Source organism: Streptomyces omiyaensis, assembly GCF_014650895.1.
Classification (GTDB): Bacteria; Actinomycetota; Actinomycetes; order Streptomycetales; family Streptomycetaceae; genus Streptomyces; species Streptomyces omiyaensis.
Window position 1 is genome coordinate 12,694 of record NZ_BMVV01000026.1, and the last position, 12,485, is coordinate 25,178.

The window sequence follows — 12,485 nt, forward strand, 5'->3', positions numbered from 1 at the left end:
TGCTCAGGCGAAGGTGATCCGCTGGCCGCCGCCGACGCCCTGGGAGTCGCCGAGGCCGACCTGGCAGGCGGTGACGCCGCAGTCGACCGTGCCGGACGGGGTGCCCGCGGCACCCTTCACGGCCTGGAAGACCTTGTGCACGGTGAACTGGGTGCTGAGCTTGCCCTGGGCGTCCGCGGTGACGTCCACCACGGTCGCCGGGTCACAGCCGTAGTCGCCGGAGGCGACGATCTCGCACTGGGCGACGTGGTAGACGGCGCCCGGGGTGAGACCGGTGCCGGTGACGGTCACCGTGGCGCCGTTCGCGAGGCCGCTGGCCGGGGTCACGGAGACCACCGGGGCCGCGGCCATCGCGGCGGGCTGGAAGGCGACGGCCAGGCCGGTGGCGAGGGCGGCGGTGGCGCCGACGCGAGCGATGAGGCCGAGCTTGTTCTTGACGGTCATGCGAGAACTCCAGGAGGTGAGAAGGAGGGAAGCGGCCGCTCCTCTTCCGGCGGCCACCAACGAATTTAGCGATCTTGGGGGTCCCCCACATCTTCGAGGTTGCTTCATGCAACTCACTCAAAACGGTGCACAGTTGAGCGATACGGCTACGCGGCGGCCGTCGTCGCGCCGGAAGCCCAGCCCCGCAGCCGCACCCGGTCGGACTTTCCGCTTCCGGTCCGCGGCAGCCGCGGCATCACGCGGACCGCTCGCGGACGGGCGTGCGGGGGGAGCGCGCGGCGGCACGCCTCGGCGACCCGGGCGGCCACCGCCCGGTGGTCGGGATCCGCGCTCTCCACGAACGCCCAGACGGTGTCACCCCGGTCGCCGCGGTCGCCTCCGCCCCGGACGCCCACGACCGCCGCGTCCAGGACCCCGGCCGCGGCCCGTACCGCGTCCTCGACGACGGTGGGGGCCACGGTCTCGCCGTGCACCAGCAGCACTTCCTTGATCCGGCCGCGGACGGTGAGCCAGCCGTCGGCCGTGACCGCACCCGTGTCGCCGGTGCGCAGCCAGCCGTCGGCGGTGAACGGGGCGCGGTCGAGGCCGCCGGTGGCCGGGTCGAGGTAGCCGAGCATCAGGCTCGGGCTCATCACCTGGATCTCCCGGTCGGGGCCGTCGAGCCGGGCCCCGACACCGTCGAGGAGCCGCCCGACGGTACCGGGGCGCAGGTCGCCCGGGGCGTTGAGAGCGACGTTCGGGCCGGCCTCGCTGAGGCCGTAGCCGTCGTGCAGGGGCGCCCCGGTGAGGGCGAGGAAGTCGGCGTACAGGGCGGGCGTCAGCACGTCGCCGCCGCAGCCGCGGATCCGCAGCCCCGCGAGCAGCCGGGCCGCCTCCGGGTCGCGGGTGGCCTCGGCGGCGAGCATCCGGTACATGGCGGGCACCCCGTCCAGCGAGGTGATGCCTTCGGTCGCCAGCCGGTGCAGGGTGGTGCGCAGGTGGAAGCCCGACTCCGCGTACAGGTGGGCGCCGGTGGCCCGCCACACCCGCAGCACGCTGTAGCCGTAGGCGTGCCGCAGCGGCAGCGGGAGCAGCAGCCGGTCGGCGTCGGTGACCCGCATCCGGGCGGCGGTGGCCCGCCCCTGGTGGGCGAGGGCGGCGGCCGGGACGGCGACCGCCTTGGGGTCGCCCGAGCTGCCCGAGGTCCAGAAGACGGCGGCGACCTGGTCCGGTACGTCGAGCGGTCGCACGGCCCCGGCCGCGACGACGGGCACCCCCGAGCCGGTGGCGCGGATCCGGGCCGCCGGGGCGATGTGCCGGGCCGGGGCGGTGCCGTCGAGCAGCAGCGGGGCCCCGACCGCCTCGGCGGCGAGCGCGGCGACGACCGCGGCGAGCGGATGGTCGCAGGCGAGCGCCACCGCCCGCCCGGGCCCCGCCCCGGCGGCACCGAGCCCCCGGGCGACCCCGTCGACCAGCCGGGCCAGCCGGTCCTCGGGGACGGCCTCGCCGTCGACGCTCAGGCGCGGAAGGGCTCGGGAGGCCGAACGCGGCGCGCGCCGGGTGGAGTGGCCGGCGGCCGGGTCCGGGAGCGGGGCGGCCGGTCGGCCGGTGGTCGCGGCGGAGCCGTCAGGGGCCGGAGCGGGGGTTCCGGTGCCGACCGGTCCGGGAAACGGGCGGGGGCGGGCGGTCATGCCGCCGCTCCGGACGACGGGGACCCGGGGGCATCGGGAGCGGCGAAGACCCGGCGTACGCCCACCGGGACGTCGGCGTCGTGGACGGGGACCGTGATGACGGTGAGCCGGCCCTCGGTGTGCGCCTCGGACGCGGCGGCGAGCGCGGCGGCGAGTTCCGCCGGTGTCGTGCAGCGCACCGCGTCGCCGCCGAGGGCGCGGACGGCGGCGTCGGTGTGGGAGGGGGCGGTGAACCGGGTGAGGGCGTCGGGGGCCCGCTCCTCGGCGCGGACGAACCGGGGCCAGCCGTAGCCGTGGTTGTCCAGGACGAGCACGGTGAGGCCGAGCTTCAGTTCGGTCGCCGTGGGCAGCGCGGCGAGCCCCATCTCGAACGCGCCGTCGCCGCAGACCAGGACGGTCCTGCGGGCCGGGTCGGCGGCGGCCGCGCCGACGGCCGCGGGGAGCCCGAACCCGACCATGGTCTGCTCGCCGGGCGCGACGACCCGGGCCCCGTCGCCGACGGAGACCACCGGCCAGTGGTAGCCCCACATGTCGTGCAGCCCGTTCTCCTGGACGAGGGTGGCGTCACGGCCCACCGACTCCTGGAGCAGCCGCAGCGCCCCGGACACGGTCAGGCCGCATCCGTCCGTGCCGCCGGTCGCGTGACGGGCGCGCATCTCCTCCCGCACGGCGGCGATCCCCTCCCTGCGGGCGGCCAGGGCGGTCGCCTCCGGCGGCTGCGCCCGAAGGGCGTCCGCGAGCTGGCCCGCGACCACGGCGGCGTCGCCGAGCAGGGCGGCTTCGGGTTCCAGGGCGGCCAGGAACACCGCCGGGTCCACGTCGACGTGGACGAGGGTCTTGTCGTCGAGCCCGTCCCAGCCCGTCCGGGCGGTCTCCTCCAGGCGGGAGCCGATCGCGAGGACGACGTCCGCCTCGGCGAGCAGCCGGTCCGCTGGCGGCGTGGTGTAGAGGCCCACCAGGCCGCAGGCGAGCGGGTGTTCCTCGTCGAGGACGCCCCGCCCGGCGGCGGTGGTGAAGACCGGCGCGCCGAGCAGTTCGGCGAGCCGTCGCACGGCGGATCCCGCGCCCGCGGGCTTGCAGCCGCCGCCCACGACGACGACGGGCAGACGGGCGGCGGCGAGCAGCGCGGCGGCACGGCGGACCTCCTCCGCGTCGGCGGCGAAGCGCAGGCGGCGCACCGGCGGGGCGGGGCGGCGCTCGGGTGCCGGGGCGCGCAGCACCTCGTCCGCGATCTCGACCAGGACCACGCCGGGGGCGCCGTTGACGGCGAGGTGGACGGCGCGGCGCAGCGCCCAGGTCAGCTGGCGCGGGTCCTCCACCAGGAAGGTCCACTTGGTCAGCGGTGCGGCCATGGCGGCCTGGTCGGTGTGCTGGAAGGCGCCCCGGCCGATGCCGAGCGCGGGTACGCGGGTGGTGACGACGACGACCGGGGCGCCCAGCGAGTCCGCTTCGAGCAGGCCGGTGAGGGCGTTGGCGAAGCTCGGGCCGGAGTTGACGGCGAGGACGGCGGGACGTCCGGAGACGGCGGCGTGGCCGATCGCGGCGCAGGCGCCCGCCCGCTGGTCGCGGACCTTGACGACGCGCAGCCCGTCCACGGTCCCGGCGGCGTCCATCAGGCCGGGTTCGTCGGACGGCAGGCCGACGACGAGGTCGCATCCGGCGTCCGCGAGCGTTTCGGCGACGACGTGCCAGGGACGGTTCTCGGTGGTCGCGCTCACGGGGCGGCTCCTCAGCGGTTCGGTGGAACGGGGGCGCGCGTACGGGCGCGGGCGCGGGTGCGGGGCGTCGCGGCGGCCGGCGCGCGGGCGGCCGGAGGGACGGACGGTCAGGGTCCGGTGCGGCCGCGGGGGCGGGGACCGGTGCCGGCGGCGGGCGGGCCCGCCTCCGCGGACAGCAGCAGGGGGCGGCCGGTCACGGTGCCGTGGCGCCGGACGTTCCCGGCCAGCGGGCCGTAGCCGCCGAAGGGGCGGTTGCCGTCCTCGACGTCGAAGGTGACGCGCTCCTCGCAGACCACGCTGGTGGCGAGGCGGGACCTCCCGGCGAGGGCCGGTTCGCCGAACACCGAGACGTACATGCCGCGGGCGGTCTCCTCGGCGGAGCCCAGCCAGCGGGCGACCTGGCCGGGCGCGTCGTACGCCATGGTGAGGACGACGGGGGAGAAGAACTCCGGCGGATGGAAGTCCTCCCGCCACGGCAGGTGCAGCAGCGTCGGCTCGACGGTGTGCCGGGCGAGGTCGGTCCGGCCGCCGCGGACGGTGAACTCGCGGTGCGCGGCGAGGAAGGCGGCGGCGTCCTCGACGGCGTCCGGGTAGACCAGCGGGGCGACCCGGGCGGCGGGGTCGCGCCGGTCGCCGATCCGGATCCCGGCCAGCGCGTCGGCGAGCCGCGGCAACAGCGCGCGGACCTGTGAGCGGTGGACGAGGACGAGGTCGGTGCACAGGCAGTCCTGGCCCGAGTTGTACAGCCGGGCGTCGAGCACGGCGCGGCACACGGCGTCGGGGTCGGCGTCGGGTCCGACGACCACGGGGTTGGGCCCGGAGCCGAAGGAGAGCAGCAGGGTCGTGGCCGGCAGCCGGGCGGCGACGGCCGCCCCGTTCTCCGGGCGGCCGGTGAAGACGACCGCGTCGGAGCGCGCGCAGTCGGTGAGGAACTCCCGCTGGGTGCAGGGGGTCATGACGATCCGCCCGGTGCCGAGCCGGCGCAGCGGCGGGCCGAGGATCTCGTGGACGGCGAGCGCGGCGCGGGCGACCCGGGCCGAGGGGCGCAGCCGGATCTCTCCGGTGTAGAGCGAGGGGACGACGCCGAAGAGCACGTAGGAGTAGAGCAGGTTGTTCGACGGGAGGAAGGCGGCGAGGCGGCCGAGCCGCCGGGGGGAATTGCGGAGCAGTTCCCAGGGGGCGCCCGCCAGTGCTCTCAAGGAGCGCAGTATTTCGTCTCCTGCGGCCTGGGCGGTGGCGACCCCGGTGAGCACGGTGAACAATTCGTCGCGGTTCCGCAGAAGCACGTCGACGACTTTCGGAACGATGTCGGCCGCGGTGGCGTGAACCGACTCCAGGAAATCTGCCGTTCGACTGTGGTGTCGCGGCGTGAGTGCGTCCACGCTCGCCCCGATGACGCCGCTGTGCATGCGACCACCCCTTCGCACCCGCCCTGACCTTCGGGTTTGCTCGCCGAAGCCTCTCGCGGGCGACCGCTCCGACGCATCTCGGTTCGTGCTGCGTTCAGCCGTGTTCAATCGCGGAGAGGGCCACCGAGCATTCTCGGAGAAGGACGTCACAGCTTTGGCAAGTAGCATCTCGGACTACGCCGGGAACCCCCCGTACCGGCGCCGGAATCCGGTCGGCCAGAGGAGAGGAGGAGTGCTGTGAATACCGGAGAATTCCGTTCCACCGCATTCCTTTCGCTGTCTGTACCGGATTCCGGGACCCGCCCGTCGGGAGGCCGCCGCCGACAGCGGCCCGCCACGGGCTCCCGGACGCTCCGGCCCGACCGCCGGACCCGATTCCCCGAGGACGGGAGGCACCGATGACCCCGCACGGGCAGCTCACCGTCAGACGCCCGGCCGACATCCCGCCGGACAGCCTGGTCCGCCTGATGCGCACGCACGAGAAGAACCTCACCGGAGTGGCCACGTACACCCGGGAAGACGCCCTTCGGGCGGCCGGGCACCCCGGCTGCGAGGAGAACAGCTGGTGCCTGACCGGCCCCGGCGACGAAGTGATCGCCTGGGCGGCGCTGACCCCGCGCGGCGACGAGCTCGACGCGGTGCTGACCGCGTTGCCCGGCCGGCACGGCGTGAGCGCGGCCCGCACCCTGCTGTGCCTGCTCCTGGACCGGGCCGACGAGCTCGTCCTGGAGGACGGCAGACCGTACTCCGTCACCGTCGGCGGCGTGCTGCGCGGCGACCAGGTGGTCCCGGCGGTGCTGAAGGAGGCGGGTTTCGTCCGCGGCGCCACGACCGGCCAGTACGCCATCGACCTGACGGCGGACGCGCTGCCGATGGTGCTGCCCGACGGCGGTTCGCTGCGCGCGGCCGACCTCGACGACCCCGGCGACCTGGCGGTCCTGCACGCGCTGCATCTGCGCCGCGCGGTCCGGGGTCCCAGGACCGAGGAGCCGGCGGCCTTCCGCGCGGCACTGCGCCGGGCGCGGGACGACGGTGCGGCGGCTCTGCTCCTGGAGGTGTCCGGCCGCCCGGCCGGTCACGTCCTGACGCAGGGATCCGGCGACCAGGGCCGGATCCTGGAGGTCGCGGTCGCCCCGGCCTTCCGCGGGCTCGGCATCGGCCTCGCCCTGCTGACCGCCGGGTTCGCCGAACTGCGCGCCCGTGGCGCCGTACGCGCCCTGGCCACGCTGGAGACCGGCGACGTGCACAGGGCCGAGGCGTTCGTGCCCGTCTTCAGCGTGACGGGCGCGCGTTCCCTCACCCGTTTCCGGCTGAGCCTCACCTGACCCCTCCGGCGGCCGCCCCTGCGGCCGTCGGACGCCTCACCACCGCGGGGACGCACTCCCGACCGAGTCCGTCCCGATGTCTGACACGACGATACCGACCCGCCCCCGCGCCGGAAGACGTCCGCCGGGACTCGGCGCTTCTTCGTGAAGTCGCCGCCCCGCCGGACGGCGACGGCCCCGTGCCGAGTCACCGAACAGGCCCAGAACGGAGCCCCCGACATGACCCCCACCGGCGCATCCAAGCGGCTGCTGATGGTGATGCCCTACAGCCAGTTCGTCCGCAAGGCCGCCGAGGCGGGCTTCGAGGTCTGGGCGATCTGGGATCCCTCGCTGCGCGAGCGGGAGTACCTCGACGAGGTCGCCGAGCACGCCAGGGAGCTGCTGCTGACCGACTTCTCCGACGAGGAGGGACTGCGCACCCTGATCGCCGCGACGGTCCGCGTGCACGACATCGGCCACGTGCTGCACCTCGGCGCGGAGGAGTCGATGCCCCCGGTCTGCGCCGAGGCGGAGGCACTCGGCGTCTCGCCCAACCCGGCGGCCGCGATCGGGGTGCTCAACGACAAGGCCGCGATGCGCGGACTGCTCTTCGCGCACGGCCTCTCGGCGGTGCGCTCCGTCTCCGTCGCGACCGCCGACGAGGTGTCCGGCGCGCTGGCCGGCCTGCCGCTGCCCGTGGTGGTGAAGCCCGCCCGCGCCTCCGGAAGCCGGGGCGTCGCGCTGATCCGCGACGCGGCCGACCTCGACGAGTGGACCGACCGGGTCTCCGCGGCCGGGCTGCCCGGCCCCTACCTGATCGAGGAGTACCTGCAGGGGCCCGAGTTCAGCGTGGAGACCCTCTCCGCCGACGGGGTGCACCACGTCATCGGCATCACCGCCAAGCACACCACGGGCGCGCCGTACTTCGTGGAGACCTCGCACGTCCACCCGGCACCGCTGACCGACGCCGAGCGGACCGCGATCCACGCGGTCGTCATCGGTCTGCTCGACCTGGCCGGCTACCGCTTCGGTCCGGCGCACACCGAGGTCATCCTCACCGACCGGGGTCCGCGCGTCGTCGAGTCGCAGACCCGGCTGGGCGGGGACCGCATCCCGCTGCTCATCGAGACCGCCTCCGACTACGACATCGAGGCCGCGATCTTCCGGACGCTGGCCGGCGAGCCGGTGGAGCCGCCGCGGCCGAGGCACACCGCGTCCGTCGGCTTCTTCCTGCTGCCCGCCGGAGAACTGCGGTCGGTGAGCGGACTCGACGCGATCCGTGCCCTGCCCTACGTCCAGACGCTGCACTTCCCCCACTCCCCCGGGGACGACCTGCCGCCCACCACCAACTCGTTCACGCGCCACGGATACGTCGTCGTCGACGCCGAGTCGCCCGCCGAGGCCGCCGACCGGATCGCCCGGGTCCGCGGGCTGCTGCGCGTCGACGTCCGCGAGACCGCCCTGGCCGCCCCGAAGGGAACCCACCGATGAGCACCGCCGACCACACCTCCCCCGTCCCCTCCCCCGCCCCGGTCCCGGCCGCGCCGACCGGCCGGAAGACCGTGCTGCTGATCGGCGGCGTCGACGCCCATGTGGAGCGGTACGTGGCGCTCGGCGTCACGACCGTGCTGATCCAGCACCCGGACAAGGTCACCGAGTACCAGACCCGGGCCGCCGACGTGCTGCTCGTCGTCGACTACACCGACTGGGACACCGTCCGGCCGTTCGCCGAGGCCGCCCGCGCCGTGTACGGGGTGGACGCCGTCGTGTCGCTGACCGAGCCCGGGGTGACCCCGGCGGGCCGCCTCGGCGACCTGTTCGGACTGACCGACGGACGGCGCCACGAGGTGAGCCGCCGGATGCGCGACAAGTCGCTGATGCGCCGGCACCTCGCCGAGAACGGGCTTCCGGCGCCGCACGCCGCGCTCGTGGAGGGCAGGGAGTCGCTGGACGCGTTCGGCGAGCGGGCGGGCTACCCGTTCATCGTCAAGCCGGTGTCCACCACCGCGGGCTTCGGGCTGCTGCGCGCGGAGAACCGCGCGGACCTCGACCGGGTGTGGGCGCGGATCCGGGAGATGGACGGCGGCCGCACCGACCGCGGCTCCACCATGTTCACCGTCGACGGCTTCCTGATGGAGTCGTACATCGACGGGCCCGAGTTCAGCGTCGAGGCGCTGAGCTTCGCGGGCCGCCACGTCGTCGTCGCCGTCACCGAGAAGCTGACCAGCCAGGAGCACTTCGCCGAGCTCGGGCACGCGGTGCCCGCACGGCTCGACGCGGACGACCGGACGGCACTGACCGACGCGGTCGAGGAGTTCCTGACCGGGATGGGCGTCACCGACGGCCCCAGCCACACCGAGATCCGGCTCTCCTCGCGCGGCCCCCTCGTCATCGAGTCGCACAACAGGCTGGGCGGCGACAACATCGTGGAGCTGGTCGAGGCCGCGTACGGCATCGACATGATCGCGTACGGCACGGCTTGGCCGCTGGGCCTGGTCGAGCCGCTCACCGCCTCCCCCGAGCCGAAGGGCGCCGCGGTGATGCGCGTGGTGCTGCGCGAGCCCGGCACCGTGACGGCCGTCGCGGGCGTCGACGAGGTCAGGGCACGGCCCGACGTGATCGCCGCGCAGGTCAACGTGGGCCCCGGTGACACCGTCCGGCCGCTGCGCGACAACTGGGACCGGCTCGGCAGCGTCGTGGTCACGGCCGCCGACACCGACAGCGCGGTCGAACTGTGCGAGCGGCTGGCCGGCGAGTCCATCCGGATCGACGTCGAACCGGCCGCCGCAGCGGCCCCGGTCCTGGCCGCCTGAGCGACGGCCGCGCCGAAAGGAGCCGACCCCATGACCGAGGAAAACGGACTGCTGCGCACCCTGGCCGAGGACCTCTCCGTCGTCGTCGCCCGGGACCCGTCCCTCACCAGCCGCCGCGAGGCGCTCGGCCACACCGGACTGTCCGCCGTGTGGGCCCACCGCGTGTCACACCGGCTGTACGGCCGCGGGATGCGCACCGCGGCACGGACCGTCGCCCGGATCTCCCGGCGGCGGACCGGAGTGGAGATCCATCCCGGCGCGGTGCTGGGCCGACGGGTGTTCATCGACCACGGCGCGTCCGTGGTGATCGGCCAGACCGCCGTCGTCGGCGACGACGTGACGATCTACCAGCAGGTGACGCTGGGCGCGGTGGGCTGGTGGGCGGACAACCACCGCCCGCCGGGCGCCCGCCGCCACCCCGTGGTCGGCGACGGCGTGATCCTCGGCGCGAACGCGACCGTGCTCGGCCCGGTGACCATCGGCGACCGCGCCCTGGTCGGGGCGATGGCCACGGTCACCGAGGACCTGCCGCCGGGCGCCCGGGTGTACGCGGCCCGCTCCGTGGTCCGTCCGGCGCCGGGACCGCGGGCGGTGCCCCCGCTCGGGGCCGGTCCGGTGCCGGCGGCCCGTACGGGCGCCGCCGGTCCCGGCGTCCCGCCCGTCTCCGGCGGGCCGGCGGGCGCCGCCGCGGGCGACCGGCCGCCGCTGTCGGTCTCCGACGCCGTGCGGGAGCTGGCCTCGGCGGGCTCCTGGTGACCCCCGCGGCCGCCCCGGCACCCGTCCCTTTCCCGCTTCCCCCCTCTTCCCGTCCCCCGTCCCCCATTCCTGGAGCCTTCCGGTGACCCCCGATCTCCTCATCGCACCCACCGGGCGGCGCGTCGCCGCCGGTCTCGAAGAACTCGTCGGCAACACCCCGCTGGTCCGGCTCGCCGTCCCCGACGCCGCTCCCGGCGCCGAGGTCCTCGCCAAGATCGAGTCGACCAACCCGTTCGCCAGCATCAAGGACCGGGCCGCGCTCTCGATGCTGCGCGGCGCCGAACAGCGCGGTGACCTCGCCCCGGGCGGCACCGTCGTCGAGGCGACCTCCGGCAACACCGGGATCGCGCTCGCCGCCCTGAGCGCCCTGCGCGGCTACCGCTGCATCGTCGTGCTGCCCGACAGCGCCACCCCCGAGCGGATCGGGCTGCTGGCCGCGCTCGGCGCGGAGATCGTGCAGACGCCCAGCGCCGAACGGTTCGCCGGGGCCATCGCCAAGGCGGAGGAGATCGAGGCCGCCACCCCCGGCTCCTGGTACGTGCGCCAGCACGACAACCCCGACAACGTCCTCGCCCACTACGAGTCCACCGGACCCGAGATCTGGGCCGACACCGGCGGTCGGGTCGACGTCCTGGTCGCCGGGGTCGGCACCGGCGGCACCCTGACCGGCGCCGGGCGCTTCCTGCGCGAGCGCAACCCCGCCGTGGAGATCGTCGCGGTGGAGCCGGAGGGCTCCCCGGTGCTCTCCCTGGGATACGCGGGCACCCACCGGATCCCCGGTCTGAACGGCGGCTTCGTCTCCCCCACCACCGACGTCACGCTCATCGACCGGGTGCTGACCTGCTCCGACGACGAGGCGCTGGACACCGCCCGGGCGCTCACCCGGGAGCAGGCGCTGTTCGCCGGACTCTCCTCGGGCGCGGCCGTGCACGGCGCGCTCCGGCTCGCCAGGGATCCCGCCTACGCGGGCCGCACGATCGTCACGATCCTGCCGGACACCGGCGAACGCTACGTCAGCATCTGGAACGAAGGGGCCTCCTCATGACCACGCTCGTCCTGCACCGCGGCTCGCTGCGCGCCAACCCGTACGAGCGCTGGCTCGCCGACCACGGCGAGAAGATCGTCCTGCTGGGCTCGGCCGAACAGCTCGCCCTGTTCGGCGAGGAACTGCCCACCGAGGCCCCCTACCTGCACGCCGAGGCGCTGGCCGACTACGACACCGGCGCCCATGTGGAGCGGCGGGCAGCCGAACTCGTCGAGGAGTTCGGCGTCACCGACATCGTGGCCTGCCAGGAGTTCGACATCCTGCGAGCGGCCGCGCTGCGCGAGCGCTTCGGGCTGCCGGGCCAGCGGCCCGCATCGGCCCTGGTGTACCGCGACAAGTGGGAGATGAAGAAGCTCGCCACGGCCGCGGGGATCCCGGTCGCCGCACACGCGCTCCTGCGCTCGGCTCCGGAGCTCGACGCCTTCGCCGACGCCCACGGCCTGCCCGTCGTGGTCAAGCCCCGTCAGGGACTGCTGTCCGTCGGCGTGTCCGTGCTGCGCACGCGCGAGGAGCTCGCCGACTGGGTGCGGGGCGCGGAGCTGCTGCGTCCCGACGGCGAACCGGAGTGGCTGGCCGAGACGTTCGTCGAGGGCTCCATGTGCCACATCGACGGCACCGTCCTGGACGGCCGGATCGCGACGATGTGGCCGTCGCAGTACCAGTACGCGCTGGCCGACTTCCGCGACCGCAAGGGACGGGTCGACATCGCGCTCGACACCGCCGACCCGCTGGCGCGCCGGCTCGTCGCGTTCGGCGAGCGGATCCTGGAGGCGTTCGGCGGCCCCGAACACTTCGCCTTCCACATCGAGGTGTTCCACACCACCGACGGCGAACTGGTGCTGTGCGAGGCGGCCTCCCGGGCCGGGGGCGCGGGCGTGCGCGACGTGCAGCGGGCGCTGTTCGGCTTCGACCCGATGGAGTACCCGGTCCGCCGCCAGCTCGGCCTGCCCGCCCCGACCGGCGAGCGCGCGGACCCGGCACAGCTCGCCGGGCAGCTGCTCTTCACCAAGCGGCCCGGGGTGCTGGCCGCGCTGCCGGACCCGGCGACCCTGCCGGAGGGCGTCGTGAAGTACACGGTGTACGCGGAGGTCGGCGACACGGTCCGGGACGCCTCGCACTCCGGGGACTTCCTCGCCGCCTTCGTCGTCGCCGGCGCGGACCGGGCCGAGACGGAGGCCCGGATCCGGGCGGCGGAGGCCTGGTTCAAGGCGGGGCTCTGGTTCAGGGCGGAGTCCGGCGACAGCTGATCCGGGATGGTCCGACCGGCGCCCGGACCGGTCGGCGCGGGGCCCGACATGGCGAAGTAACCACCGTGTTCACGGCCGT

The 12,485-nt window shown here is 75.1% G+C and carries 10 protein-coding genes; 6 read left to right on the top strand and 4 right to left on the bottom strand.

Annotation, left to right across the window (positions count from 1 at the left end; all coding sequences use genetic code 11):
• Nucleotides 1–3: 3 nt before the first annotated feature.
• From IE287_RS31000 to IE287_RS31015, 4 genes are all read right to left on the bottom strand, one after another.
• Nucleotides 4–444 (bottom strand): enediyne antibiotic chromoprotein, encoded by a 441-nt coding sequence (locus IE287_RS31000; RefSeq protein WP_189852550.1) that lies wholly within the window; start codon nucleotides 442–444, stop codon nucleotides 4–6.
• Between the two features lie 146 nt (nucleotides 445–590).
• Nucleotides 591–2,114 (bottom strand): class I adenylate-forming enzyme family protein, encoded by a 1,524-nt coding sequence (locus tag IE287_RS31005; RefSeq protein ID WP_189852551.1) that lies wholly within the window; start codon nucleotides 2,112–2,114, stop codon nucleotides 591–593.
• The gene (locus IE287_RS31010) at nucleotides 2,111–3,832 is read right to left on the bottom strand and encodes a thiamine pyrophosphate-binding protein (protein WP_189852552.1); all 1,722 of its coding nucleotides are present in this window, start codon (nucleotides 3,830–3,832) and stop codon (nucleotides 2,111–2,113) included. Before IE287_RS31010 ends, IE287_RS31005 begins: the two co-directional genes overlap by 4 nt.
• A 107-nt stretch (nucleotides 3,833–3,939) precedes the next feature.
• Nucleotides 3,940–5,118 carry an aldehyde dehydrogenase family protein gene (locus IE287_RS31015; RefSeq protein WP_229883839.1) on the bottom strand — a complete coding sequence of 393 codons (1,179 nt, stop codon included), beginning with the start codon at nucleotides 5,116–5,118 and terminating at the stop codon, nucleotides 3,940–3,942.
• A gap of 521 nt (nucleotides 5,119–5,639) precedes the next feature.
• On the opposite strand from IE287_RS31015, the gene IE287_RS31020 reads away from it, so the two are divergent.
• From IE287_RS31020 to IE287_RS31045, 6 genes are all read left to right on the top strand, one after another.
• Nucleotides 5,640–6,566, top strand: a complete 927-nt coding sequence (locus IE287_RS31020) for a GNAT family N-acetyltransferase (RefSeq protein WP_189852554.1) — start codon at nucleotides 5,640–5,642, stop codon at nucleotides 6,564–6,566.
• A 219-nt stretch (nucleotides 6,567–6,785) separates the two neighbouring features.
• On the top strand, nucleotides 6,786–8,036 hold the full coding sequence (locus tag IE287_RS31025) for an ATP-grasp domain-containing protein (RefSeq protein WP_189852555.1): 1,251 nt from the start codon (nucleotides 6,786–6,788) through the stop codon (nucleotides 8,034–8,036).
• Nucleotides 8,033–9,358, top strand: a complete 1,326-nt coding sequence (locus IE287_RS31030; protein WP_189852556.1) for an ATP-grasp domain-containing protein — start codon at nucleotides 8,033–8,035, stop codon at nucleotides 9,356–9,358. The genes IE287_RS31025 and IE287_RS31030 overlap by 4 nt, the downstream gene beginning before the upstream one ends.
• Nucleotides 9,359–9,388: 30 nt before the next feature.
• Entirely contained in the window at nucleotides 9,389–10,114 is a 726-nt protein-coding gene (gene epsC / locus IE287_RS31035; RefSeq protein ID WP_189852557.1) for a serine O-acetyltransferase EpsC, read from the top strand.
• Between the two features lie 82 nt (nucleotides 10,115–10,196).
• Nucleotides 10,197–11,159 carry a PLP-dependent cysteine synthase family protein gene (locus IE287_RS31040; protein WP_189852558.1) on the top strand — a complete coding sequence of 321 codons (963 nt, stop codon included), beginning with the start codon at nucleotides 10,197–10,199 and terminating at the stop codon, nucleotides 11,157–11,159.
• Complete coding sequence (locus IE287_RS31045) at nucleotides 11,156–12,406, top strand: ATP-grasp domain-containing protein (RefSeq protein WP_189852559.1); 1,251 nt, start codon at nucleotides 11,156–11,158, stop codon at nucleotides 12,404–12,406. The genes IE287_RS31040 and IE287_RS31045 overlap by 4 nt, the downstream gene beginning before the upstream one ends.
• Nucleotides 12,407–12,485: the final 79 nt, after the last annotated feature.

Coding starts and splice junctions, on each gene's coding strand:
- IE287_RS31000 (WP_189852550.1), bottom strand. CDS start 444: ATGACCGTCAAGAACAAGCTCGGCCTCATCGCTCGCGTCGGCGCCACC.
- IE287_RS31005 (WP_189852551.1), bottom strand. CDS start 2,114: ATGACCGCCCGCCCCCGCCCGTTTCCCGGACCGGTCGGCACCGGAACC.
- IE287_RS31020 (WP_189852554.1), top strand. CDS start 5,640: ATGACCCCGCACGGGCAGCTCACCGTCAGACGCCCGGCCGACATCCCG.
- IE287_RS31025 (WP_189852555.1), top strand. CDS start 6,786: ATGACCCCCACCGGCGCATCCAAGCGGCTGCTGATGGTGATGCCCTAC.
- IE287_RS31030 (WP_189852556.1), top strand. CDS start 8,033: ATGAGCACCGCCGACCACACCTCCCCCGTCCCCTCCCCCGCCCCGGTC.
- epsC (WP_189852557.1), top strand. CDS start 9,389: ATGACCGAGGAAAACGGACTGCTGCGCACCCTGGCCGAGGACCTCTCC.
- IE287_RS31045 (WP_189852559.1), top strand. CDS start 11,156: ATGACCACGCTCGTCCTGCACCGCGGCTCGCTGCGCGCCAACCCGTAC.